General features: G+C 70.2%; 25 protein-coding genes and 2 pseudogenes. 12 read left to right on the forward strand and 15 right to left on the reverse strand.

All coding sequences use genetic code 11. The features are described from left to right. Window positions 1-48 precede the first annotated feature (48 nt). Entirely contained in the window at window positions 49-309 is a 261-nt protein-coding gene (locus OHU74_RS24370) for a UBP-type zinc finger domain-containing protein (protein WP_371617857.1), read from the reverse strand. Between the two features lie 64 nt (window positions 310-373). Here OHU74_RS24370 and OHU74_RS24375 point away from each other — a divergent pair, with 64 nt between their 5' ends. Beyond that, entirely contained in the window at window positions 374-1,954 is a 1,581-nt protein-coding gene (locus OHU74_RS24375) for a Na+/H+ antiporter (RefSeq protein ID WP_371617858.1), read from the forward strand. Window positions 1,955-1,972: 18 nt separating this feature from the next. Here OHU74_RS24375 and OHU74_RS24380 read toward each other — a convergent pair whose 3' ends face one another. Further along, window positions 1,973-2,905 carry a 1-aminocyclopropane-1-carboxylate deaminase/D-cysteine desulfhydrase gene (locus tag OHU74_RS24380; RefSeq protein WP_371617859.1) on the reverse strand — a complete coding sequence of 311 codons (933 nt, stop codon included), beginning with the start codon at window positions 2,903-2,905 and terminating at the stop codon, window positions 1,973-1,975. 132 nt (window positions 2,906-3,037) lie between these two features. Beyond that, window positions 3,038-3,265 (reverse strand): hypothetical protein, encoded by a 228-nt coding sequence (locus tag OHU74_RS24385; RefSeq protein WP_371617860.1) that lies wholly within the window; start codon window positions 3,263-3,265, stop codon window positions 3,038-3,040. A 310-nt stretch (window positions 3,266-3,575) separates the two neighbouring features. Here OHU74_RS24385 and OHU74_RS24390 point away from each other — a divergent pair, with 310 nt between their 5' ends. Next, complete coding sequence (locus tag OHU74_RS24390; protein WP_371617861.1) at window positions 3,576-4,316, forward strand: helix-turn-helix domain-containing protein; 741 nt, start codon at window positions 3,576-3,578, stop codon at window positions 4,314-4,316. A gap of 4 nt (window positions 4,317-4,320) precedes the next feature. Continuing rightward, on the forward strand, window positions 4,321-4,791 hold the full coding sequence (locus OHU74_RS24395; RefSeq protein WP_371617862.1) for an NUDIX domain-containing protein: 471 nt from the start codon (window positions 4,321-4,323) through the stop codon (window positions 4,789-4,791). Window positions 4,792-5,186: 395 nt separating this feature from the next. On the opposite strand, the gene OHU74_RS24400 is transcribed toward OHU74_RS24395, so the two are convergent. Beyond that, complete coding sequence (locus OHU74_RS24400; RefSeq protein ID WP_371617863.1) at window positions 5,187-5,765, reverse strand: recombinase family protein; 579 nt, start codon at window positions 5,763-5,765, stop codon at window positions 5,187-5,189. 181 nt (window positions 5,766-5,946) lie between these two features. Here OHU74_RS24400 and OHU74_RS24405 point away from each other — a divergent pair, with 181 nt between their 5' ends. Continuing rightward, on the forward strand, window positions 5,947-6,594 hold the full coding sequence (locus OHU74_RS24405) for a S1 RNA-binding domain-containing protein (protein WP_371617864.1): 648 nt from the start codon (window positions 5,947-5,949) through the stop codon (window positions 6,592-6,594). A gap of 234 nt (window positions 6,595-6,828) precedes the next feature. Here OHU74_RS24405 and OHU74_RS24410 read toward each other — a convergent pair whose 3' ends face one another. From OHU74_RS24410 to OHU74_RS24445, 8 genes and pseudogenes are all read right to left on the reverse strand, one after another. Next, window positions 6,829-7,440 carry a hypothetical protein gene (locus OHU74_RS24410; protein ID WP_371617865.1) on the reverse strand — a complete coding sequence of 204 codons (612 nt, stop codon included), beginning with the start codon at window positions 7,438-7,440 and terminating at the stop codon, window positions 6,829-6,831. Between the two features lie 225 nt (window positions 7,441-7,665). Continuing rightward, window positions 7,666-8,475 (reverse strand): zinc ribbon domain-containing protein, encoded by an 810-nt coding sequence (locus tag OHU74_RS24415; protein ID WP_371619793.1) that lies wholly within the window; start codon window positions 8,473-8,475, stop codon window positions 7,666-7,668. A gap of 75 nt (window positions 8,476-8,550) precedes the next feature. Then, window positions 8,551-8,670, reverse strand: a pseudogene (locus tag OHU74_RS24420) (recombinase family protein); the annotation flags it as partial. Continuing rightward, a complete protein-coding gene (locus OHU74_RS24425) occupies window positions 8,631-9,251 on the reverse strand; it encodes a recombinase family protein (protein ID WP_371617866.1) in 621 nt (206 codons plus the stop codon). The gene OHU74_RS24425 and the pseudogene OHU74_RS24420, both read right to left, overlap by 40 nt. A gap of 76 nt (window positions 9,252-9,327) precedes the next feature. Continuing rightward, window positions 9,328-9,450, reverse strand: a pseudogene (locus tag OHU74_RS24430) (1-aminocyclopropane-1-carboxylate deaminase); the annotation flags it as partial. A 94-nt stretch (window positions 9,451-9,544) separates the two neighbouring features. Beyond that, window positions 9,545-10,135: an N-acetylmuramoyl-L-alanine amidase gene (locus tag OHU74_RS24435; protein ID WP_371617867.1), complete on the reverse strand. Its 591-nt coding sequence runs from the start codon at window positions 10,133-10,135 to the stop codon at window positions 9,545-9,547. A gap of 106 nt (window positions 10,136-10,241) precedes the next feature. Continuing rightward, window positions 10,242-11,438: a globin domain-containing protein gene (locus OHU74_RS24440; RefSeq protein ID WP_371617868.1), complete on the reverse strand. Its 1,197-nt coding sequence runs from the start codon at window positions 11,436-11,438 to the stop codon at window positions 10,242-10,244. 181 nt (window positions 11,439-11,619) lie between these two features. Next, window positions 11,620-12,072, reverse strand: a complete 453-nt coding sequence (locus OHU74_RS24445) for an Rrf2 family transcriptional regulator (protein WP_371617869.1) — start codon at window positions 12,070-12,072, stop codon at window positions 11,620-11,622. A 227-nt stretch (window positions 12,073-12,299) separates the two neighbouring features. Here OHU74_RS24445 and OHU74_RS24450 point away from each other — a divergent pair, with 227 nt between their 5' ends. The 5 genes from OHU74_RS24450 (at window position 12,300) to OHU74_RS24470 (ending at window position 16,481) form a co-directional block, all read left to right on the forward strand. Beyond that, a complete protein-coding gene (locus OHU74_RS24450; RefSeq protein ID WP_330298525.1) occupies window positions 12,300-13,706 on the forward strand; it encodes a family 2B encapsulin nanocompartment shell protein in 1,407 nt (468 codons plus the stop codon). Between the two features lie 2 nt (window positions 13,707-13,708). After that, complete coding sequence (locus OHU74_RS24455) at window positions 13,709-14,776, forward strand: family 2 encapsulin nanocompartment cargo protein polyprenyl transferase (RefSeq protein WP_371617870.1); 1,068 nt, start codon at window positions 13,709-13,711, stop codon at window positions 14,774-14,776. Between the two features lie 185 nt (window positions 14,777-14,961). Beyond that, entirely contained in the window at window positions 14,962-15,564 is a 603-nt protein-coding gene (locus OHU74_RS24460) for a GNAT family N-acetyltransferase (protein WP_371617871.1), read from the forward strand. A gap of 69 nt (window positions 15,565-15,633) precedes the next feature. Further along, window positions 15,634-16,218, forward strand: coding sequence for a dihydrofolate reductase family protein (locus OHU74_RS24465; protein ID WP_371617872.1), 585 nt, complete (start codon window positions 15,634-15,636; stop codon window positions 16,216-16,218). A 62-nt stretch (window positions 16,219-16,280) separates the two neighbouring features. Then, the gene (locus OHU74_RS24470) at window positions 16,281-16,481 is read left to right on the forward strand and encodes a hypothetical protein (protein ID WP_371617873.1); all 201 of its coding nucleotides are present in this window, start codon (window positions 16,281-16,283) and stop codon (window positions 16,479-16,481) included. A gap of 24 nt (window positions 16,482-16,505) precedes the next feature. Here the strand turns inward: OHU74_RS24470 and snpA are convergent, their stop codons facing one another. Next, a complete protein-coding gene (gene snpA / locus OHU74_RS24475; protein ID WP_371617874.1) occupies window positions 16,506-17,165 on the reverse strand; it encodes a snapalysin in 660 nt (219 codons plus the stop codon). 205 nt (window positions 17,166-17,370) lie between these two features. Here snpA and OHU74_RS24480 point away from each other — a divergent pair, with 205 nt between their 5' ends. Then, on the forward strand, window positions 17,371-18,315 hold the full coding sequence (locus OHU74_RS24480; RefSeq protein ID WP_330298530.1) for a LysR family transcriptional regulator: 945 nt from the start codon (window positions 17,371-17,373) through the stop codon (window positions 18,313-18,315). Window positions 18,316-18,379: 64 nt separating this feature from the next. Here the strand turns inward: OHU74_RS24480 and OHU74_RS24485 are convergent, their stop codons facing one another. Continuing rightward, the gene (locus tag OHU74_RS24485; RefSeq protein WP_371617875.1) at window positions 18,380-19,216 is read right to left on the reverse strand and encodes a hypothetical protein; all 837 of its coding nucleotides are present in this window, start codon (window positions 19,214-19,216) and stop codon (window positions 18,380-18,382) included. 147 nt (window positions 19,217-19,363) lie between these two features. Here OHU74_RS24485 and OHU74_RS24490 point away from each other — a divergent pair, with 147 nt between their 5' ends. Continuing rightward, window positions 19,364-20,284 (forward strand): DUF4097 domain-containing protein, encoded by a 921-nt coding sequence (locus tag OHU74_RS24490; protein WP_371617876.1) that lies wholly within the window; start codon window positions 19,364-19,366, stop codon window positions 20,282-20,284. 1 nt (window position 20,285) lies between these two features. Continuing rightward, window positions 20,286-21,203, forward strand: coding sequence for a helix-turn-helix transcriptional regulator (locus tag OHU74_RS24495; protein ID WP_371617877.1), 918 nt, complete (start codon window positions 20,286-20,288; stop codon window positions 21,201-21,203). Between the two features lie 90 nt (window positions 21,204-21,293). Here OHU74_RS24495 and OHU74_RS24500 read toward each other — a convergent pair whose 3' ends face one another. Beyond that, window positions 21,294-22,451: an ALF repeat-containing protein gene (locus OHU74_RS24500; RefSeq protein WP_371617878.1), complete on the reverse strand. Its 1,158-nt coding sequence runs from the start codon at window positions 22,449-22,451 to the stop codon at window positions 21,294-21,296. Between the last annotated feature and the right edge of the window lie 15 nt (window positions 22,452-22,466).

Genomic DNA, 22,466 nt, shown 5'->3' on the forward strand with positions numbered 1-22,466 from the left:
CTGCGGGCCCAAATCAGGGGAACCGGCGGAGGGTTGACCTACCCCGCTTCAGACGATCGAACCGTCGACAAAACACCATCGCCAGGTCTCGCCCGGTTCGAAGCTCCGCATGACGGGGTGGCCGGTCGCGTGGTGGTGCGCCGTGGCGTGCCGGTGCGGCGAGGAGTCGCAGCAGGCGACGTACCCGCACTGCAGGCACATCCGCAGCTGCACGGGATGGCTGCCGAGCTCCAGACATTCAGGGCAGGTCGGGGCAAGGGGGGCGGGCTCGGGGCGCGGCAGTTCGGGAACGTGGGTGCACTCGCTCATGATGGCCAGCGTACTGAGGTGTGGGCGCCCGAGGATGACGCGAATCAAGCGAGGATGATCTTCGATGGAGGTATTGCCGCTGGTGGCGCTGGTCGCCGGCTGCGCGATCGTGGCAGGTCTGGCCCGCCGCACGCCGGTGCCCGCGCCGCTCCTGCTGGTGGCCGCCGGGCTGATCGCGGCGTACGTGCCGGGCGTGCCCGCCTACGGCCTGGACCCGCACATCGTGCTGCCGCTGCTGCTCCCGCCGCTGCTCTACACGGCCGCGGTGGACAGCTCGTACCTGGACCTGCGGGCCAACCTGCGGCCCGTGGCGCTGCTCTCGGTGGGCTACGTGCTCTTCGCGACCCTCGCCGTCGGGTACGCCGCGTACCTGGTGGTGCCCGATCTCTCGCTGCCGGTGGCCCTGGTGCTGGGCGCGGTCATCGCCCCGCCCGACGCGGTCGCGGCGACGGCCATCGCCCGCCAGCTCGGGCTGCCGAACCGGATCACGACCATCCTCCAGGGGGAATCCCTGGTCAACGACGCCACCGCGATCACCGCGTACAAGGTGGCGCTGGCGGCGGCGGTCGGGGCGAGCGCCGGCTGGGCAGGCGGGATCGCGGAGTTCCTGCTGGCCTCGGTGGGCGGGGTGGGCGTGGGCCTGCTGCTGATGGTCCCGATCCACGTGATGCGCCAGCGGCTGCGCGAACCGCTCCTGCAGAACACCCTGTCGCTGCTGATCCCGTTCGTGGCCTACGCGGCCGCCGAGCGGGTGCACGCCTCGGGGGTCCTGGCGGTGGTGGTCGTCGCCCTGTACCTGGGGCACCGGGCCTGGCAGGTGGACTTCGCGACCAGGCTCCAGGAGGAGGCGGTCTGGAAGATGGTCGCCTTCATCCTCGAATCGGTGGTCTTCGCCCTGATCGGACTCCAGCTGCCGGTGGTCCTCAAGGGGCTCGGGCCGTACGAGGGCCTGGCCGCGGCCGGGTACGCGCTGGCCGTCTTCGTGATCGTGGTGGTGGCCCGCTTCGCCTGGGTCTTCCCGGCGACCTTCCTGCCGCGCCTGCTCTCGCGACGGGTCCGGGAGCGGGAACCGGAGACCAACTGGAAGGCCCCGGTCATCGTCGGATGGGCCGGGATGCGCGGCGTCGTCTCGCTGGCGATCGCCTTCTCCGTGCCGGTCAGCGTGCCGCACCGGAACCTGATCCTGTTCCTGACCTTCACGACGGTGATCGGCACGCTGGTGGTGCAGGGCCTGACCCTGCCCCCGCTCATCCGGCTGCTGCGGCTGCCGGCCCGGGACGCGCAGGCGGAGACCCTGGCCGAGGCCCAGGCCCAGAGCGAGGCCTCGCGGGCGGCGGACGACCGCCTGACGGAACTCCTCGCCTCCCCGTCGAACGCCCTCCCGCCCCCGCTGGCCGACCGGCTGCGGACGGTCCTGGAACGCAGGCGCAACGCGGTGTGGGAGCGGCTGGGAGAGGTCAACCCGGTGACGGGGGAGTCGGCGGACGACGTCTACCGCCGCCTGGCGGGGGAGATGATCGCGGCGGAACGCGAGGTCTTCGTCTCCCTGCGGGACGCGCGGCGCATCGACGACGAGATGCTGCGCGTCCTGCTGCGCCGCCTGGACCTGGAGGAGGCGGCGGCCTACCGCGAGGAGTCGGCCTAGGCCGACTCCCCCGGCAGGTCAGGGGCGCCCGGTGACGACCGCCGTCAGGGTGGTGCCCTCGGGGAACGCGCCCCCGCGGGTCAGGGCGAGCAGCGCCCAGAGGAGCTTCGCCACGTAGATCCGCTCCACCGGGAGCCCGTGCCGGGCCTCGAACTCCGCCGCGAAGGCCTCCAGCTCCTCGGGGACCCGGGCGTAGCCGCCGTGGGCGTAGCCCTCCGCCAGGGACCAGTCGCCCGCCGGGCCGCCGAAGGCCGCCGTCTGGAGGGAACGTATCTCCGCCTCCAGGAAGCCGCCCCCGACCACCGGCACGCCCACCGCCCGCTGACCGGCGTCCAGGCCCGCCGCCAGCCCGGCCAGCGTGCCCCCGGTGCCGCAGGCCACCGCGACCACGTCGCAGCTGCCGCGCAGCTCGCGCCCCAGCTCGGCGCAGCCGGTCAGCGCCAGGGCGTTGCTGCCGCCCTCCGGGATCACGTACGCGTCGCCCGCGCCGGCTTCCGCGGGGAGTCCCGCCTTGTCCCGGTAGGCCGACCGGGACACGAAGTGCAGCCGCATGCCGTCCGCCGCGCACCGGGCCAGCGACTCGTTCAGCGGCTGCCGCGCCAGCTCGTCGCCCCGTACGATCCCGACGGTCGCCATCCCCAGCAGCCGGCCCGCCGCGGCGGTGGCCCGGAGGTGGTTGGAGTAGGCCCCGCCGAAGGTCACCAGCCCCGGATACCCGCCCGCGACGGCCGCCCGCAGATTCGGCGCGAGCTTGCGCCACTTGTTGCCCGGAGGGTACAGGTCCACTGGTCCAAGTACGTCTGAGTCCCACGGGATGCTGGTGTGGATCAGGTCGTCCCGCTTCAGAAGCAAGCGGACGCCGTGCCGCTCGAACCTGTCGTCACGGATCTCCTGCAACGGGGACGGCGGGCGCGGCTGCAAGAGCACGTCAACGTTCGCGGGGCGATTCACCCGTCCATTGTGGGGCGCTCCTGCCCATGCCGTCGCACGTCAGAGCCCCGCTCACGCCATTCGGGTGGTGTGAGCGGGGCCGGAGCCGGCGCGCTGGACTGTCCTGATCGCCGTCGCCCAGCGGGCCGGGGTCTACGTCTCGTGGGTGACGCGCGCGTGATCCGTGAAGACCCGCCTGAACAGGTCGTGCCCCGTCCGCCCGGCATGCCGGAGCACCCAGTCCTGTGCGTCCGTCTGTTCGTCGTGAGCGCCGGATTCGGCTCCACAGCCCTCGACGACGCAGAACGCCTCGTAGGTCACCCCGCCTTCGGGGGCGTGCCGGATCGTGTGGGGGACGTAGCGGAGCACGGCGCGGGTCATCGACTCACCTCCGCGTGCGGGTGCTGGCGGATCTCTACGTTGCAGTCCACGACCCCCGATAGATCCCGGTGCCGGTAGCACTCAGTGCGCTGAGCGACCAGCGCCCCGCACACGTCGCAGTCCGGGTCCGCCGGATCGGGGTCCGGCACCGGGAACGGATCACGCTGTTCGACCTGCTGCCACAATCCCCGCACCATTCCGAAACCCCTTCACCGTCCGCTGGTCTAGCGATCGTCGCGCTGGTGATCAGGACGGTGGAACCTCGTACGTTCGGCACTTCGGGACGTCCCGCAGCCTGTAGAACGTCCCTATGCAGAACGAGCGGTTAAGGGCTGTCATGGCATCCGGAGGCTGGACTCATGCCTCATTGGCCAGCGTGACCGGCGTGGACCCGAAGAGCGTGGAACGCTGGGTCAACCTCGGGCGCACCCCACGGCGGGCAACTGCGCTCAAGGTGGCCGAGACGTTGGGCGAGGACATCCACGCCCTGTGGCCGGCGCTCAGGCAAGCACGGGCAGCACGGGCCGTCAGTCCGGAACTGGTCGCTCTGTACGACCAGCGGGCAGACCTTCCCGTATCTGTGTTCGTGGATCTCCTTACGGCTGGGTGCGAGCGGATCGACATCCTGGTCTACGCAGCGGTGTTCCTGCACGAGGCGTATCCTCGGCTGAACGATCTCCTACGGGAGCGCGCTGCCGACGGGTGCGCGGTACGCATCGCAGTCGGTGACGCGGACAGCGAGAACGTCCAGCAGCGAGGGCAGGAAGAGAAATTCGGGCACGGCATCGAATCCCGCTGCCGCCTCGCCCTCATGCACTACCGGCCGTTGGAGAGCGTGCAGGGCATCGAGCTTCGGACACACGGCACCACGCTCTACAACAGCTTGTACCGGGCTGATGATCAGGTGTTGGTCAATGCCCACGTCTGGGGTGTGAACGCGTACGGTGCGCCCGTGTGGCACCTTCGCCGCCACGACTCCGGCGGCATGTTCGACACCTACGCGGACAGCTTCAATGCCGTGTGGGAGACAGCGCGCCCTGTGGAGGTATGACCGGATGGCCCGGACCGAGTACTACGACGATCCTCACGCGCCCGAGCCGAACAGCATGGTCGTGGCCGCATCGGCGGTGGTCACCGACGGCGAGGGCCGCATCCTGCTGCAACGGCGCACGGACAACGACCTGTGGGCGCTGCCCGGCGGAGGGATGGACCTGGGCGACTCGCTGCCCGGAACGGCTGTCCGCGAGGTCAAGGAGGAGACCGGGCTCGACGTGGAGATCACGGGACTGGTCGGCACCTACACGGACCCCCGTCACATCATCGAATACAGCGACGGCGAGGTCCGCCGCCAGTTCAACGTCTGCTTCACGGCCCGCATCACCGGCGGAGAACTGTCCCTCTCCGACGAGAGCACGGAACTGCGGTTCGTGGCGCTGGCCGACCTCGACGCGCTGCCTATGCACCACACCCAACGCCTGCGCCTCCAACACTTCTTGGAGCGCCGTCCCGCGCCATACCTCGGCTAACCGTGCACTGACAGCCACTTGGCAGGGGTTCAGGGGCCCTTACTGCACCCGTTCTCGGGTGGTGTGGTGCACGTTGCTGCTGGCCAGGCTGCAGATGTCAGTCCCAAAACGGGCCTACACCCAGCTCGCGTACTTCGTGCTTGGGCCGGGATCGCCAGCGGGCAAGCGCACTGAACTTTCGGAGCGCCCTCCCCCTAGTGTGGTGGTTCGGTGGTTCTGAGGAACTTTCGGATTCCCTCATATGTTTCTTAGTGGAATCCAAAAAACCCACAGAACCACCGAACCACCACACCCACTGACCTCCGGTGAGGGCAGAGTTCAGCCTCCATCCCGCCGAGACAGCACAAAGACCGCCCATCCACAGCGGGGCGGGCGGTCTCTGAAGGCGGGGCGGGCTACTTGCTGTCGTCCAGCGCCCGGTAGAGCGTCGCGCGGGACACCCTGAGCGCCTTCGCAATGGCCGTGACGCTCTCGCCCTGAGCCCTGCGAGCCTTAGCCGCAGCGAGCTTGTCAGCGTCCATCACCGCTGGACGGCCACCGACGCGTCCTTGGGCCCTGGCAGCATCCAGACCCGCACGCGTCCGGTCCTTGATCAGGCTGCGCTCAAACTCCGCCATGGCGCCCACCACCTGAAGCATGAGTCGTCCGTCAGGAGTGTTCGGGTCGATGCTCGCCAGCGCGCCCGTCAGCACCTTGAAGCCGATCCCTCGGGCAGCGAGAGCATCCACCATGTTCACCAGGTCGATCAGCGAGCGAGCGAACCGGTCCAGCTTCAACACGCACAGGGTGTCCCCGGGGCGCACGTAGTCCAGAACGGCGGCAAGCTCGGGGCGGTCCGTGTTTTTACCACTCGCCTTGTCCGTGAAGACCCGAGTGCAACCCGCTGCGGCAAGCGCATCGTGCTGCAACTGAGCTTCCTGGTCATCTGTGCTGACCCGTGCGTAGCCGATGAGGTGTCCCGAGGTCGTGTCCATGACCAGATCGTCTCAGAACTCGTCTCACAACATCACCGGTTCCACGTATGTTTTGAGACGGGTTTTGAACGCCAATCCAGCCCCTTGGGGACGTCGGCGCGACCGTCTCATAAACCATCGTTTTCGGTACGGCTGCCGTGAGAGGCTGACCGTCGTGAACCGGCCGCTACCCGATCAAGGCATGAACGGCATCGCCAACTCCTCCCATGTGGGTGGCGTGCCAGAGGAGCCCGAACTCTGGGCGTACCTGAAGTCCCTCAGCTCTGGTGAGAGACTCTCCGGAACTGTGGCGGACGTTCGGCAGTTCGGGGTGTTTGTCGCGCTGGACGAGGGGCCGCCGCATCCCGTCTATCCGGGTGTCGGTTTCATTGCCATCCCCGACTTGTCATGGCGGAGGTTCGAGTCCGTCGCGGAGGTTGTCGAGATCGGGCAGCGGATCACCTGCGAGTTCCTGTACTTCGACTCATGGAACGGTGAGGCCAGACTCTCGTTGCGCGCTCTGGAGCCGGACCCGTTCCAGCAGTTCGCTGATAGTGCGCGTGAGGGCGTGCAGGTGGACGGAATAGTCACCAAGCTCGTGCCCTTCGGCGCCTTCGTGTGCGTCGCAGAGGGTGTGGAGGGGCTTGTCCATCTCGATGAGCTGGCTCTCGAACCAGTCGAGACCCCAGAGCAAGTTGTCCAAGTCGGTGACCAGGTCCGAGTCATCGTCCTGCGGATCGAGCGTGATCGGCGTCGACTCGGCTTGTCCCGCAGGCTGGCACCAGCCGACTCGGGCCGGCGTGGTCAGGTCCAGGCCGAGGGCTGTAAGGGTGACGAAGTGACGGAATGACGATTAATTCTGATCCATGCATAGCAACAGAAACGTCTCTATATGAGAGGTGGCCGGGACTGTGCGTCATACCGTCACCCTTGCCGCTGGCAGGGCGTAGCGCGTAACGGTCGGCACCAATGTGCCTTTGGTGCCGACCGTGACTCTTTGGGCCAGAGGCAGAATCCAGGGATTGCCAGCCCACTGGCTTGCTGGGACCTAAAGTGAAGGGCAAGGTCAGCATCTGAGCAACGCCTAGATACGTCCGCGTCGGCCGTCCCTACTCTGCGGCGGGGGTGCAACAGGCTGCGCTGTGAGTTCTCTGTTCCATGTACGGCCATCGGTTGCGCGGCACTCCAAACCGATTCGCATGTTCACGGGGTCTAGGTGCTCGTGTTCTAGCTCGACGTACAGCTCTAGGGCGGTTCCTGGAGCAGGGATCTTCCACTCGACAGGCTGTTCTACCCAGTCGTCGCCATATCGCCCGCGCTGGATTCCTCGGACGTCTGCGCCGGACACAGTGACGTTCGCGATCTTCAGCGCGGTGCCGCCCACCTGCTGTACGCGGATGTTGGCGAACCACTCGCCGGAGTATTCCTTCACCGCAGACTCGATCTGAAACGTCGGGCCGTCCGCCTCGTGTCGGGCCTGTTGCTCGGCGTCAAATTGTGTGCGGGCCAGATCCAAGGCTTGTTTTGCAGTCTCACTCGCCTCCAGGGATACCCTGTTGGCGTCTCGGGCGATGACGTTGGCTTCTTCCGCAGTGGTGTTTGCCTTCTTGGCGGCACGGGCCTGTGTTCGGGTGTATATGAGGGCTGCGGTAGCGGTGACCGCGCTACCCAGAGCAATCCAGTCTGAGGTTTCCAAATGCTGCTCCATTCCAGGCGGGACCGGCTGACGTTCAGTGAGTGTGCCCAGTCATGCTCAGCCTTCCGCGTCACGTATGAGACGCGGGTGCTGTAGGGGTGCAGTCTTCCCGGATGTCGTCGCTCGAGGAAGGCTTGACCGACCGCGTGAGCGGCCCGGCCCGAGAGCGCCAGCAGGCGAACGGTCCGCTACCGAGGAAAGTCCAGGGGCGGGCCATAGCGACGCTCAGGTGAGGCCCAGCGACCGGTGGTGGGACTCCACGCGCTGAGGGTCCTCGCCCACCCAGTGGAACCTGAGCCGGGTCGGAACCGGGTCCTTGCAGCCCTGGCCACGGGACGGGAGAAGCGCCACGGAGTGGAGTACGACGCGTAGTAGCATCCGGGCGCGCTCTTGGTCTGCTGCCATCCACGCTTGGTGCAACATCTCGCCGTCCCGCAGGACCGTGATGTCGATGGCGCGGGTCAGTTCGGCCAGTTCCCCTTGAAGGGCATCCAACTGGCGAGCGATCGCGTCGCGTAGTTGGTCGTAGCGCTGCTGACCCTTCGGGCCCTTGAAGCGCCCGTGCACGAAGTGCGCTTCGTCCAGGTTGTCCAGCCGTGCCTGAGCGTCGTCTATCGCGAGCGTCAGCTCCGTGCGGCGCACGTCCTTCTCCGGGTCCTCCACGGCCAACCAGCGGATGGCTAGATCCACCAGGAGATCGTCGTCGTCCGGCAGGGTGGAGACGCGTGAAATGAAGACGTGCGTCATTGCGTCGTCCGCAGCATCCACCAACACGGACATGCCCTGGCAGGCGGTCTTGCCCATGTTGATCCGCCGGTAGCAGCGGTACGAGGGGCCGCCCTTGACCATGTTGCCGCCGCAGCGACCGCACTTGAGGAGTCCGGAAAGCAGCGACTGAGCGGCAGGCTTTCCCCGGCGTCCGTTGGCCATGGACTCAGATGTGCGGAGCCTCAGCGCTGCCTGAATGCGCGCCCGCTCGCCGACCGTGATGACACCCTCCCCGACGCTCACGGGCTGTCCGTTCTCGCCGAACATGGGTTCCTGCGTTGCACGCCACCGTTCCCGGCCCTGGGCGTCCGTGTACCGGTCGTGCGTGGGCATCAGGCCGGCCCACGCGGGGGAGTGGGCGAGTTGCGTGATTGTGGAAGAGCGCCACTTGCCGCCCCGGCGGGTGGTGAGACCGTCTGCGTTCAGCTTCTCTGCAATCGCGCTCGCGGACTCCCCGGACACCAGGAGGTCGGCGATGCGGCGGGCTGTGCCGTACTCCTTGGGGTGGTGCTCGGTGGTCGTGCGGCCCTTCCGGACCCGCAGGCCAGGGGCGGCTGTCCGCCTGGCCACGCACCTTGGCGCTTCTTCTCCGCCTTCGTAGTCCGAGTACGGACGCTCGTGTTGTACGACTCGGCGCGTGCCTGTTCGGCCAGCCACGCGAACAGCCCACGGTGCTGCGGCACGGAGCTGTCCAACCCGTCCATGTGCGCGACCAGCCGGGCGTCGCGGCTCTCGAAGGTGTCGAGCACGTCGCCCACCTGCCGCATGCCCCGACGGCTTAGGCGGTCCAGCTTCCACACCAGGAGGTGACGGACCTCCCCTGCGACCACAGCGGCAATGGCTTTGTCGAACTTCTCGCGCGTCACGCCGGCCTTGAACGCCGAGACCTCATCCGTCCAGACCTCCCGGACGGTCAGTCCTTCGCGCTGCGCCCGGTCCCTGAGGTCGCGTTCGTGCGCCTTCAAGGTGTCCTTGTTGTCCTGCAAGGTGCTGCGGCGCAGGTAGAGGTCACACAACTTGGCCGGGTCGGTCGGTATGCCCATGAGAGTCACCCTAGGTTGGGGTGATCACGGGCCAAACCGATTATTTCTGCTGGTCAGGCCCGCAAACACCAGTGGGTTTACTCTCGGGCAGCTCCGGATGGACCAGGTCGTCCCGCTTGAGCAGGAGCCGTACGCCGTGCGCGGCGAACCGCCCGTCCGGTGCTTCGACCAGCGGGGACGGGGGACGGGGGCGCAGCACCGCGGCGGCCTCGGACGCCTCGGAGGGGTCGGACGTCTCGGAGGGGTCGGGCGGATCGGGAACCTCGTTCACCAGGCCATTCTCATGCCATCCGCTACTTGAGGCGCTCCTCGATCCGGGCGCGCATCGAGTCCATCGTGAAGCCCTTGGGGTCGATCTTGCCCGGCTGCCACTCCAGGTGGCCGATCACCGAGCGGGCGGTCCCGCCGTGGAACCGGCACAGGGCGGCCGCCGCGCGGGCGATCGCGTCGAGCTGGACCGCCGGCCAGGGGTCCTCGCCGTCGCCGAGGTTCTCGCACTCGAAGCCGTAGAAGTGGCGGTTGCCGTCGGTGTTCGCATGGTGGTCCGGGGGCAGGCGCTTCTCCGCGATGACCGCCGCCAGTACGTCGGAGTCGCCCGCGCCCGCGTGGTTGGCGCGGCCGTAGCCGACCAGGTGGACCCGGCCGTCCTTGGTGATGACCCCGTGGCAGAGCGGGCCGGGGAGGGCCTCGTCGCCGTCGCGGCAGAGCTGGACGGTGTACGCGGTCCCGTGGGTGACGGTGTGGTGGATCATCACCCCGTTCACCGGGCCCCAGGGTCCCTTGTGGTTGCGGTTGTGGGTGCGCCACGCGCCGACCTCGACGACAGTGAGGCCCTCGCCCCGCAGGACGCCGATGAACCGGTCCGCGGACATGGGTGCGGACATGGCCGCCTCCTTGACTCTGTGTGAGTGATCGGTCACTCAACGGTCTAGTGGAGGCGACTGTTCCGCCGCAAGGGCGCGCAGGGCGGGCGCCGGGGGCGGGCAGGGGTTACGCCGAGGCGAGCCACAGGTCGGGGCCGAAGACCTCGTAGTGGATGTCCGCGGGCGCCACGCCCTTGGCGATCAGCTGCTGGCGCGCGGCCCGCATGAAGGGGAGCGGCCCGCAGAGGTAGGCCTTGGTGTCCGGGGCGACCGGGATCTCCGTCAGGTCGAGCAGGCCTTCGCGGTCGCCGGGCTCGGCGGCCTCCTCGTACCAGAAGTGCGCCGCGGCGTCGGGGAGCTTGTGGGTCAGGGCCCGGTGGTCGGTGCGCTGGGCGTGGTCGGCGGGGGAGCGGTCGGCGTGCAGGACGGTGACGGGGGCGGTGTGGCCGGTGTCGGCGAGGTGTTCGAGCATCGAGAGCATCGGGGTGCAGCCGATGCCGGCCGAGGCGAGGATCACCGGCGCGGTGGAGTCCTGGAGGACCAGGTCGCCGTAGGGGGTGGAGACGCGCAGGGTGTCGCCGGTGCGGACCCGGGCGTGCAGGTGGTTGGAGACCTCGCCGTCGGGGCCCGCGGCGGCCGGGCCGTGGACGCGCTTGACGGTGAGGGAGCGGACCGGGGAGCCGGGGGCGCTGGAGAGGCTGTACTGGCGGATCTGGCGGGCGCCGTCGGCCAGTTCGACCTGGACGGAGACGTACTGGCCGGGCTTGAAGCCGGGCGCGGGGGCGCCGTCGGCGGGGGTGAGGTGGAAGGTGGTGCAGTCCGTGGTCTCCTCGACGCGGGCGGCCACGGTCCACTCGCGCCAGACGTCACCGGCGAGGACCTGCTGCTCGGCGTAGAGGCGCTCCTCGATGGTGATGAGGGCGTTCGCCATCAGCCAGTAGACCTCGTCCCAGGCCTCGGCCACCTCTGGGGTGACGGCGTCTCCGAGGATCTCCGCGATGGCCTCGAAGAGGTACTTGTGGACCACCGGGTACTGCTCGCGGGTGACGCCGAGGGAGGCGTGCTTGTGGGCGATGCGGCTGAGCATCACGTCGGGGCGGGCGTCCGGGTGGTCGACCAGGTGGGTGGCGAAGGCGGCTATGGAGCCGGCGAGGGCCTGCTTCTGGAGTCCGGCGTTCTGGTTGCCGCGGTTGAAGAGGTCGCGGATCAGTTCGGGGTGGGCCGCGAAGAGCTTCCCGTAGAAGAGCTCCGTGATGTCGCCGATCGCCGCGCCGACGGCGGGCAGGGTGGCTCGTACGGTCGCGGTCGACTTCTCGGAAAGCATCGGTGACTCCTCGCGTAGGGGTGGATCTTCAAGGCGATCTTCTAAATCGGCATATGAAATGCTTATTTTTGAAAACAGGCGCACAGGGTCCACCGTGGTGCGGACTTGTGTTCGAGAGCCCTGTCGGGTTCAGGCTATGGGGGCCGGCCGTCGGTGCGAATCGGCCATTCGGCCCCCGTCGTCAGGGCCTTGCGGCCCCGGTCGATCCGCCCGAAATGCCGAGCAGGAGCGGCCCCGTCGGCGCCGCGACCAGGTCGTTCACCGTCAGCGGGTCCAGTGAGGCGAAGAAGGCCTCCTGGGCCCTGCGCAGCGCGCCGCGCAGGACGCAGGCGCCGCGCAGCGGGCACGGGACGGTGCCGTCGCAGTCGACGACGTCGCCGGCGCCCTCCAGTTCGCGGATCAGTCCGCCCACCGAAGCCGTGCGTCCGGCGGCGGTCAGGCCGAGGCCGCCGCCCCGGCCGCGCCGGGCCTCGACCAGGCCGAGGTGCTGCAGCTTGGCGACCACTTTGGCCGTGTGGGTGTAGGGGACCTCCATGGTCGCCGCGACCTCGCGGGTCGTGGGGAGGTCCGTCTCCTCGACGGCCAGGCGCATCAGGACGCGCAGGGCCAGGTCGGTGAATCGGGTCAGCCGCATGGGTCCACCGTAGAAAACTTGCATCCTCTATGCAAATTTAAACCCCGGCCGCCGCCAGGTGTGGCTGAAACGGGTGGGGTGCGAGGGCCTCCTGGTGGGGAGTTGAACTCTAGAGAGTGCCCAGCCACGGACGGAGTAGTCCCACCCTTTTGTGTAATGGTCTCACCACGGTCCGTACTGGAAGGCTTCCGTCCCGCAGATCCATGGAGTGATCGAAAGGGAAATACATGTCGGTCCAGGCAGGTTCCGAATCCGAGGCCCAGGCACCGCAGCGCAGTCTTGGGACATCGGCAGCACGGAACTTGGCAACCACGACCAAGTCCGCACCGCAGATGCAGGAGATCACCTCCAGGTGGCTCCTGAAGATGCTGCCGTGGGTGTCCGTCCAGGGCGGCACGTACCGGGTCAACCGCCGCCTGAGCTACTCGGTCGGCAACGGCATCGTGGAATTCATCAAGACCGGCACACAGGTGCAGGTGATCCCGGCCGAGCTCGGTGAGCTGCCGCTCCTGCGCGACTACGAGGACCTCGACGTCCTCACCGAACTCGCCGCGCGCTGCCACCAGATCGACTTCGAGGCCGGCCAGGAGCTCACCTCCTTCGGCAGCCCCGCCGACAAGGTGTTCCTGCTCGCCCACGGACGCATCGACCAGATCGGCACCGGCCCCTACGGGGACGACGCCGTCCTGCAGACCGTGGCCGACGGCGCCTTCTTCGGCGAGGACTCCCTCGTCGACGAGGAGTCCATCTGGGAGTACACCGCCCGCGCCGCCACCGCCGGCACCGCGCTCGTCCTCTCCCGCCAGGACTTCCAGCTCCTCGCCGACCGGGTCGAATCGCTGCGCGCGCACGTGGACTCCGTACGGTCCCTGCCCGAGCAGCGCACCAACAAGTACGGCGAGGCCGCGATCGACCTCTCCGCCGGCCACGTCGGCGAGGCCGTGCTCCCCGGCACCTTCGTGGACTACGAGGCCCGCCCGCGCGAGTACGAACTCTCCATTGCACAAACGGTCCTGCGCGTGCACACCCGTGTCGCCGACCTGTACAACCAGCCGATGAACCAGACCGAGCAGCAGTTGCGGCTCACGGTCGAGGCGCTGCGCGAGCGCCAGGAGCACGAGATGCTCAACAACCGCGACTTCGGCCTGCTGCACAACGCCGACTACGACCAGCGCATCCAGCCGCACGACGGCGCGCCCAGCCCCGACGACATGGACCAGCTGCTCTCCATGCGGCGCGGTTCCAAGATGTTCCTCGCGCACCCCAAGGCCATCGCCGCCTTCGGCCGTGAGTGCAACAAGCGCGGCCTGTACCCGGAGTCGATCGACATCGGCGGACACCGGGTGCCGACCTGGCGCGGGGTGCCGATCTTCCCGTCCAACAAGATCCCGATCAGCGACGCCCGTACGACGTCCATCCTGTGCATGCGCACCGGCGAGGACGAGTCCGGGGTGATCGGCCTGCACCAGCCCGGGATCCCGGACGAGATCGAGGCGAGCACCTCCGTGCGGTTCATGGGGATCAGCGAGCAGGCGATCATCTCGTACCTGGTCACCACCTACTTCTCCGCCGCGGTGCTGGTCCCGGACGCGCTCGGCGTCCTGGAGAACGTCGAGATCGCGCGCTGGCGCTGACCGTGTCGGCCACCGAGGCGATCACCACCGGCGAGGGACAGGAAGCCGCCTTCCTGCTCGAACGGACAAGAGAAACGGTCAATCCGGAACTGCGCCGCACCGTCGAGAGCCTGCCGGGCTCGATGCGGCGCGTGGCGATGTACCACTTCGGCTGGGAGCAGGAGGACGGCACCCCGGCCACGGGCAACGCCGGCAAGGCGATCCGGCCCGCCCTGGTGCTCGCCTCGGCCCAGGCCCTGCACGGCGCGGGGGGCCGGGCGGGGGAGGTGGCGGGGGTCGCGGCGCCGGTGCGGGCCGCGGTGGCCGTGGAACTGGCGCACAACTTCACGCTCCTGCACGACGACGTCATCGACAAGGACGTCCGGCGGCGCGGCCGCGCCACCGCCTGGACCGTCTTCGGGATACCGGACGCGATCATCACGGGCGACGCCATGATGGCGCTCGCACTGCGGCTGCTCGCCGAGGACCCGCACCCGGCCTCGGCGCGGGCCTCCTCCCGGCTCGCGGCCTGCGTGGTCGAGCTGTGCGCGGGACAGCAGGCCGACTGCGCCTTCGAGCGGCAGTCCCACGTCCCGCTCGACGCGTGCCTGACCATGGCCATGGCCAAGACCGGGGCCCTACTGGGCTGCGCGTGCGCGCTCGGCGCCCTGTACGCGGGGGCCGGGCCGGACGAGGTCGACGCCATGGACGCCTTCGGGCGGGAGGCCGGGCTGGCCTTCCAGCTCATCGACGACCTGATCGGCATCTGGGGGGACCCCGGCCACACCGGGAAGCCCGCGGGAGCCGATCTGCTGGCCCGCAAGAAGTCCCTCCCGGTCGTGGCCGCCCTCACCTCGGGCACCGCGGCGGGGGAGGAACTGGCCGCGCTGTACGCGGGTCCCATGACCGGGGACGACGTGCGCAGGGCCGCCGACGCGGTGGAGCGGGCCGGCGGGCGGGACTGGGCGCAGGCCCATGCCGCCGACCGGATGGGGCGGGCGGTGCAGCAGCTGTCGCGGGCGGTTCCCGACCTCGGGGCGGCGGGCGGGCTGCTGGCGCTCGCGGAGTTCGTGACCCGGCGGACCCTGTGACCGGTGAACGCGGAGCCCCGGCGGGCCCCGTGATCCCGGCCGGCGCGCACGCCCCGTAGGCCTCCCGGGGGAAGGCGCAAGCCCTGTTCCGGCATCTCATGGTGCCGGAACGGGGCTTTCCGGGTTTCTCGGCCCAACTCTAGGATCACTGGCGGACGTTGAAACGCGAGTGAGGGGTTGGTCCCGTGGTGCTGGAGATACGTCGGGCGGATCGGTCGGACCGCGATGCGGTGGCGCGGCTGCTGGACGAGGCGTTCCGCGAGGACCCGGTGAGCAGCTGGGTGTTCCCGGACCCCGCGCACCGGGCGGCGGTGCACGGGAAGTTCCTCGGGGTCTTCGTCGACGTGGCGCTCGCCGAGGGCCGGATCGACTACGCGGTGGACGGTTCGGCGGCGGCGCTCTGGCTGCGGATCCCGGCCGGCGAGCCGGAGGGCGAGGACGGGATCCCGGCGAAGATGCGGGCGGCGGCCGATCCGGACAACGAGCGGTGCGAGCTGGTCGGCAGGCTGACGGGCGAGGTGCACCCGACGGCCGAGGAGCACGAGTACCTGCTGATGATCGCGGTGGCGCCGGACCGGCAGGGGGAGGGGCTGGGCACGCAGCTGATGGCGCCGGTGCTGGAGCGGTGCGACCGCGAGGGCGTGCCGGCGTACCTGGAGGCGAGCAGCGAGCGGAGCAAGGGGCTCTACGAGCGGCTCGGCTGGGAGTTCACGGGTGCGGCGGTGCGGCTGCCGGACGGTCCGCTGATGTGGCCGATGTGGCGCAAGCCGCAGGAATCCCTTGCGTAACCACTTCAGGCGAAGTACTTTGATCGACGTGCCCTGATGGGGGTGCACTGTCGAACGGAAGAGAATCGCTTGCGCAAGCTCACGTACTTCATCGCCACGACCGTCGACGGGTTCATCGGAGCCCCCGACGGAGACGGCGAGTTCTTCTACGCGCACCTGGACCCCGAGTTCATCGACCACCTCAAGGCCGAGTACCCGGAGACGATCTCGGCCCAGGGGCGCGCCCACCTCGGCCTCGCCGACACCCCGCCCAAGCGGTTCGACGCGGTCCTGATGGGCCGGGGAACCTACGAGCCGGGACTCAAGGCCGGCATGACCAGCCCCTACGGCCACCTGCGCGAGCAGTACGTGATCTCGCGCTCCCTGGCCGAGACGCCCGACCCGGCCGTCCGGCTGATCAGCGGGGACATCGCCGCGCGGGTGCGGGAGATGAAGGCCGAGGACGGGCTCGGGATCTGGCTGTGCGGCGGAGCGGACCTCGCCACCCAGCTGATCGACGAGATCGACGAGTACGTGATCAAGACCTACCCGGTCTTCGCGGGCACCGGAATGCCGATGTCGCGGGCGGGCTTCGGGGTCCGCCCGCTGGAGCTGACCGGCGCCACCGTCCTCGGCGGCGGCCAGGTCGTCACCTCGTACGCCGTCAAGCGCTGACCCCCGGGCGCCGGCGGGACTCACGACCCGCCGGACGCGCGAAAGCGGCCTACCGTGGAGGTATGGCCGGTGAACAGCAGCAGCGCGCGCACGAAACGGTCGCCCCGCACGCCGGACACGAGCAGCAGACGTGCCCGGCCTGCGGAAGCCCCGTCGACACGGTGGTCAGACGGCGCAAGGCGCTCGGGATCTTCATCCCCGAGTGGGTGCCGGGTTCCTGCCGGAACCCGGACTGCGCGGCCTACGTACCCGGGGAGGGCTGACCCTCCCCGGGCGGCAGCCGGCGGTTAGCCCTTCGAGTCCAGGCCCGAGCCGACGAGGCCGTTGGCCCAGAGCTGGTTGACGCGCGAGCGCTCGGCGGAGTTCGGGCTGGTGTTCTGGCAGGAGGTGCCGGGGCCGCCGCCCGACATCAGCTCGCTGCACGGGCCGGAGTAGTGGTCCGGCAGGCCGAGCACGTGGCCGGTCTCGTGCGCGGTCACGCGGGTGGAGTTGTACTGCTGGTTCTGGCTGTAGTCGAGGAAGATGTAGCCCCGGCCGTGGCCGTCCGTGCTCGCGTACGAACCGCGCGAGTCGCTGCCCTCGTAGTAGGCGAAGTTCCCGCCCGAGGACACCTCCTGCAGTTTGACGTTGACCACCGAGCTGTTCCAGATCTGCGTGGAACGGGATATCTGGCTGCGGAAGCTCGGCGCGTTGCGGGTGTTGTAGGTGACGGTGACGGCCTGCAGGCCAGGGTTCGCGGCCCGCTGCTCGGACACCGAGCGCTGGACCGCCTCGAAGAAGGCGCGGTTGGCGGCCTGGTTCTCCTGCGAACGCTCGTACGCGGCGTACGTGGCCGGGCTGCCGGTCGGGGCGGCGGCGCTCGCGCTGGGGACGACACCGCCGAGGGCGGCGGCCAGGCCGAGGCCGAGAGTGGCGGCGGACATGACGGTCTTGCGGGAGTGGCGCATGTGGGGGACTCCTGCTCATCCGGTGCGGTGGGGGGTGTTCGGTACCGGAGTCTGCGGGAGCGGGAGCGGCCGGCGGATGATGCCAGAGGCCGATAGCGCGGGGCTATCGGGGGGTTTTCGACAGGCCGACTCCCGTGAGAATGGCGGGATTCGGGGGGATACCGGTGGCTGGTGCGGTCAGCCGCGACCGGCCTACTCTCGGGGGATGGAGCTTGAGGTCAGGCACCTGCGCGCCCTGTGCGCCATCGCCGACGCCGGCAGCCTGCACAAGGCCGCCCGGCAGCTCGGCGTGAGCCAGCCCTCGCTGACGACCCAGCTGCGGCGCATCGAACGCGCCCTGGACGGCGAACTGTTCCTGCGCGAACGCACCGGCTGCCGGCCGACTCCCTTCGGGCGCACGGTACTCGGCCGGGCCCGGCCGCTCCTCGCCGAAATGGCCGCCCTCGTCGCGGAGGCCCGCTCGCTGTCCCAGGGGCCGCGGCTGCGGATCGGCTCCACGGCCAGCCGCGCCCTGCCCGGCTGGCTGCGCCGCCTCCACCGGCGGCTGCCGGACACGGAGACGGACCTGGTCGTCGACGTCTCCGCCAACGCCCTGCTGCGGATGACGGCTTCGGGCCAGCTCGACGTGGCGTTCGTGCACGAGGTGGAGGGCAGCCCGCTGCGGGTGCCGGCCGGGCTGGAACTGCGCGTGCTCATGGAGCGGGAGCCGCAGTTCGTGTCCATGTCCCGGGACCACCCGGCGGCGGCGCGGCCGGTGGTGGAGTTACGGGACCTGGCCGCCGACCGGTGGACCGTGGACCCCTCCGTGGACGGCGAATGGGACGGCCTGCGCCGGGTGTTCGCGGTCGCCGGCCTCGACCCGCCGCTGCTGCACGCCGACTACCACACGGCCACCTCGCTCATCGTCTCGGGCGAGGCCGTCGCCCCCTGCCAGCCCACCTCCGGGCCGCGCGAGGACATGGCGATCCGGCCGCTCTCGGGCGACCCGCTCGCCGTACGCCTCCTCCTCGCGACCCGGCCGGGGGCGCACGCGCAGTTCCACGCCGAGGTGTACGAGGACCTCCGCGCGGCCTACCGCGAAGCGGCCCTCGGGATCCCGCCGTACCGGGCCTGGCTGCACCGGCACGCGAGCCCGCTGCTGGCGGCTTAGACCGGGACCGGGCGGGCCCATGGGTCCCGCCGGACCTGCCGCTCCCGGCCGCCGGAGGACCGGCTCAGCGGCGGCCGCGCAGGCGGGTGCGGGCGCGGTCGTAGGCCAGGGCGCCCGCTCCGTGGGCGACCAGGAGGGTGCCCGCGGCCAGCCAGCCCGGATCGCGGCGGCGGGCCGCCCAGAGCATCAGGGGTGCGCCCGCGGTGAGCTGGTCCGTGCCCGCGAGGCGGAGCTTGGGGCCGCGCAGCAGCCGGCCGAGGGGGCCGTCCTCGACCACCGCGAGCTCCGCCCGCATCGCGTCGCGCCAGCCGGACCACTCCACCGACTCCGATCCGGGCGCGACCCGGGCCGCTTCGCGCAGCCGGTCGGCCGGTTCGCCCGGGGCCAGCCCGGCGGGCAGCGCCAGCCCGGCGCGGGCCAGCAGGGCGATGACCCCGAGGAGCCGGGCGGGGCCGTCGGCCGCCTCGTCGGGGCGGGTGAGGCGTTCCAGTTCCTCCAGGTCCAGGACCGGATCCAGGCCGAGCCGCGCCGCCAGCACCCGCATGGCGTCGGCGGTGCCGGAGTCGGGGCCGCCGTGGGGACGGCCCGCCGCGTCCCACTCGTAGGCCGCGGACCGCCGGAATCCCGAGGACAGGACGAAGCCGGTCCGCCCGTCCTGCCACCACAGGCTCAGCACCGGCCAGTTGGTTCCCATCGCGACCGCCGAACCCCATCCCGAGAGGACCTCGGCCACCGATTCCTCGCCCTCCAGCCAGGGCTTGCCCTCGGGGACCAGCGCGGTCCATCCGCCGGCCGGAGCGAGCAGCAGGCGTTCGCGGAGCATGTGCGCGGCGGGGCGGACGGCGAGCGGTTCGGCGCGGCAGAGCAGTATCCCGCCGGCCGTGGTCTTGGAGATCGGCATGCCCACACGCTAAGCCAAATCACCCCAAAGTGATGATTTTGGATCTTCCTGACGTGCTTGACTTCCCACAACCGCGATATATCGTGTTAGCCAGAAGACGCGATATGTTGCGTGCTTGGAGAGCCTAGGCCGAGGAGGACCAGCACCATGGAAGAGTCAGCGCAGAAGACGTGGTCGGTAGCCGGACCGCAGAAGCTCACCTTCGAGGAGCCGGTCGCCGAAGTCCGCGTCCGCATGGTGGGCGGCACCGTCAACGTCGTCGCGGCCGATGAGGGCCCGGCCCGCCTGGAGGTGGCCGAGGTCGACGGACCGCCCCTGCACGTGGTGCAGGAGGGCGGCATCCTCACCGTTTCCTACGAGGACCTCCCCTGGAACGGCTCCCAGGGCTTCAAGAAGTGGTTCGAGGGCAAGCCGTGGAAGGGCTGGTCCTCCTCCGGCACCGGCCGCAAGGCCTGGGAGCGCAGCGCCATCGTGACCCTCGCGGTCCCGGCCGCCACCCGCGTCCAGCTGGCCACCGTCGCAGCCACCGCCTTCGTCTCCGGCATCGGCGGCGACACCGACGTCCACGGGGTCTCCGGCGACGCCACGCTCGTGGGCCTGTCCGGCAAGATCAAGGCCAACACCGTCTCCGGCAGCGTCGAGGCCCAGTCCGTGACCGGGGAGCTCGGCTTCCACACGGTCTCCGGCGGCCTGACCGTCGTGGACGGCGCCGGCGGCAACGTACGGGCCGACTCGGTCAGCGGCGACATGCTCATCGACCTGGCCCTCGAGGACCGGGCCGGGCAGAGCCCCGTCGACATCTCCCTCACCTCCGTCTCCGGGCAGGTCGCCATCCGCCTCCCGCACCCGGCCGACGCCCGCGTCGAGGCCAACACCGCGACCGGAGGCGTCTCCAACGCCTTCGACGACCTGCGCGTCTCCGGCCAGCTGGGCGCCAAGCGGATCACCGGCACCCTGGGCGCCGGAACCGGCACCCTGCGCGCCACCACCGTCTCCGGTTCCATCGCGCTGCTGCGGCGCCCGGCCGCCCAGGCCGCTCCCCTCGCGCTCGACAAGAAGGTGCTCTGACATGCCGCCCGTCTTCGCCCACGGCCGCCTCCGCCTGTACCTCCTCAAGCTGCTCGACGAGGCCCCGCGCCACGGGTACGAGGTGATCCGGCTGCTGGAGGAGCGTTTCCAGGGGCTCTACGCACCCTCCGCGGGCACGGTGTACCCGCGCCTCGCGAAGCTGGAGGCCGAGGGCCTGGTCACGTACGCCAGCGAAGGCGGGCGCAAGGTGTACTCGATCACCGAGGCGGGCCGCGCGGAACTGGCCGACCGCGGCGGTGAACTGGCGGACCTGGAGCTGGAGATCCGCGACTCCGTCTCCGAACTGGCCGCCGAGATCCGCGCCGACGTGAGCGGCGCCGCGGGCGATCTGCGGCGCGAGATGCGGGCCGCGGCCAACGCGTCGGCCGCGCAGGTGGAGGACGAGTCCTGGAAGGTCGCCAAGGAGGAGTTCCGCAAGGCGAAGGCGGAGTGGAAGGAACAGGCGCGCCGGGCGAAGGACGAGAGCCGCCGGGCCCGCGAGGAGGCCCAACAGGCCCGCCGCCAGGCCAAGGAGGCGCAGGACCGGGCCCGCGAGGAGGTCCAGCGGATCGCCGGCCAGCTGCAGGAGCAGTTCGCGAAGTCGGGCGGGGTCCTGGGCTCCCTGGCGGGAGCCTGGCTCGGCGGCTCCACCCCGGGCGCGCCGAATCCTTCGGACACCGGGAAGCCTTCGGACACCGCGAAGCCTTCGGCTGCCGGTGCCGGTGCGGACTGGGCTCGGGACGTGCCCGAGACCGGTGACCCGGCCCGTGACCTGGACCGGCTGCTGGACCGCTTCCGCGACGACATCCGCGACGCGGCCCGGGACCACGGGGTCGGAGCCGAGCAGCTGGCGCAGGCCCGTAGCCACCTGGCGGAGGCCGCCGCCCGCATCGCCGCCACCCTCGGCCCGCGGCGCTAGACCCTCTTGCCAGTCAGGCCCCGCCGCACGATGCGGTGGGGCCTGACGTGGTGACCGGGGTCGATCCCCGACGGCTGGTGCGTGGTGGGGTCAGCGTGCGGACCCGGCGCGGCGCATCCGCGCGGCGAGCAGGAGGCCCGCACCGGCGACGAGGGCGGTGCCCGCGCCGCCCGCGATCAGCACCGACTCACCCGCGCCGGTGGTGGCGAGGGGGGCACCGCTGCCGCCCTGGGCGGTGACGGCGGTGTTGCCGGTGCCCGTACCGGTAGCCGTGCCCGTGCCGGCGTTGCCCTGATCCTGCTGGCCCTTGTCCTGGCCCTGGCCCTTGTCCTTGTTCTTGTCGTTCTCCTGCTGGTTCTTCTCGTCCTTGGCGCGCGCCTCGTGCTGGCCCGTCTTCAGGAACTCGGTGCGGTCCGCGGCGGTGCCGTTCAGCGCGGCGCGGCCGGCCTTGACCAGTTCCGGGCCTCCGCCGTCGATGATCTTCGCGATGGCGACACGGTTGTCCTGGTCGCGCAGCTCGAACTGGGTCACCTCGAGGAAGTGGCGCAGGTCGGCCGGGGTCGGGGAGCCGTTCAGGAGCTTGCTGATCGCCCCGCTCAGGATGGGGCCGTCCCAGGCTTCGTCGATCCGGGCCAGCTCGACGCGGTCGTCGGAGGCCTGTGCGAGGTACTGCCCCGTCGCCAGGAATGCGGTGCGGTCGGCGGGAGTGCCCTTGAGGGCCTTCTTGCCCGCTTCCCTCAAGGACTCCCCGCCCTTGTTGATGATCCTGGAGATGTCCACCTTGTTGTCTTCGTCGCGCAGCTCGTGCTGGGTGACCTCGTAGAAGTGGCGCCACTCCTCCAGGGTCGCGTGGTCCTTCCGGAAGAGCTGCTTGATCGCTTCCTTCAGGCCGGGGCCCGCACTGTGTTCGAGCCGGGCGACCAGCACCCGGTAGTCGTCGAGGCGGATCCTGTACTGGTCGGTCTCGACGAATTGGCGCATGGCCGCGGGGCCGTCGGCCATCGCCTTGAGGCCGGCTTCCTTCATGTACTCGCTGGCCATCGGGTCGGCGATGATCGCGAGGATGCTCTTGCGGTCCTGCTCGGCCTGGTCCTGGCCTGCCTGGCCTGCCTGGTCGGGTGCGGTCGGACCCGTCGGATTGGCGGGCGCGGCGGAATCCTGACCGGCGCCGAAGGCCGGCGATGCCAGGAGGACGGCCGGAGCCAGAGCAGCGGTGGTGACCGCAGCGGCGATCCGGGACAACTTCACAGAAAAACCCCCTGG

The organism is Streptomyces sp. NBC_00454 (assembly GCF_041434015.1).
Lineage (GTDB): Bacteria > Actinomycetota > Actinomycetes > Streptomycetales > Streptomycetaceae > Streptomyces.

Excerpts from the sequence above, each read along its gene's own strand:
- snpA (WP_371617874.1), bottom strand. The coding sequence starts at position 17,165 with ATGCGCCACTCCCGCAAGACCGTCATGTCCGCCGCCACTCTCGGCCTC.
- OHU74_RS24435 (WP_371617867.1), bottom strand. The coding sequence starts at position 10,135 with ATGTCCGCACCCATGTCCGCGGACCGGTTCATCGGCGTCCTGCGGGGC.
- OHU74_RS24490 (WP_371617876.1), top strand. The coding sequence starts at position 19,364 with ATGGAAGAGTCAGCGCAGAAGACGTGGTCGGTAGCCGGACCGCAGAAG.
- OHU74_RS24415 (WP_371619793.1), bottom strand. The coding sequence starts at position 8,475 with ATGTTCGGCGAGAACGGACAGCCCGTGAGCGTCGGGGAGGGTGTCATC.
- OHU74_RS24485 (WP_371617875.1), bottom strand. The coding sequence starts at position 19,216 with ATGCCGATCTCCAAGACCACGGCCGGCGGGATACTGCTCTGCCGCGCC.
- OHU74_RS24395 (WP_371617862.1), top strand. The coding sequence starts at position 4,321 with ATGGCCCGGACCGAGTACTACGACGATCCTCACGCGCCCGAGCCGAAC.
- OHU74_RS24450 (WP_330298525.1), top strand. The coding sequence starts at position 12,300 with ATGTCGGTCCAGGCAGGTTCCGAATCCGAGGCCCAGGCACCGCAGCGC.
- OHU74_RS24370 (WP_371617857.1), bottom strand. The coding sequence starts at position 309 with ATGAGCGAGTGCACCCACGTTCCCGAACTGCCGCGCCCCGAGCCCGCC.
- OHU74_RS24425 (WP_371617866.1), bottom strand. The coding sequence starts at position 9,251 with ATGGGCATACCGACCGACCCGGCCAAGTTGTGTGACCTCTACCTGCGC.
- OHU74_RS24480 (WP_330298530.1), top strand. The coding sequence starts at position 17,371 with ATGGAGCTTGAGGTCAGGCACCTGCGCGCCCTGTGCGCCATCGCCGAC.
- OHU74_RS24440 (WP_371617868.1), bottom strand. The coding sequence starts at position 11,438 with ATGCTTTCCGAGAAGTCGACCGCGACCGTACGAGCCACCCTGCCCGCC.
- OHU74_RS24470 (WP_371617873.1), top strand. The coding sequence starts at position 16,281 with ATGGCCGGTGAACAGCAGCAGCGCGCGCACGAAACGGTCGCCCCGCAC.
- OHU74_RS24390 (WP_371617861.1), top strand. The coding sequence starts at position 3,576 with ATGCAGAACGAGCGGTTAAGGGCTGTCATGGCATCCGGAGGCTGGACT.
- OHU74_RS24495 (WP_371617877.1), top strand. The coding sequence starts at position 20,286 with ATGCCGCCCGTCTTCGCCCACGGCCGCCTCCGCCTGTACCTCCTCAAG.
- OHU74_RS24375 (WP_371617858.1), top strand. The coding sequence starts at position 374 with ATGGAGGTATTGCCGCTGGTGGCGCTGGTCGCCGGCTGCGCGATCGTG.
- OHU74_RS24385 (WP_371617860.1), bottom strand. The coding sequence starts at position 3,265 with ATGACCCGCGCCGTGCTCCGCTACGTCCCCCACACGATCCGGCACGCC.
- OHU74_RS24405 (WP_371617864.1), top strand. The coding sequence starts at position 5,947 with ATGAACGGCATCGCCAACTCCTCCCATGTGGGTGGCGTGCCAGAGGAG.
- OHU74_RS24400 (WP_371617863.1), bottom strand. The coding sequence starts at position 5,765 with ATGGACACGACCTCGGGACACCTCATCGGCTACGCACGGGTCAGCACA.
- OHU74_RS24445 (WP_371617869.1), bottom strand. The coding sequence starts at position 12,072 with ATGCGGCTGACCCGATTCACCGACCTGGCCCTGCGCGTCCTGATGCGC.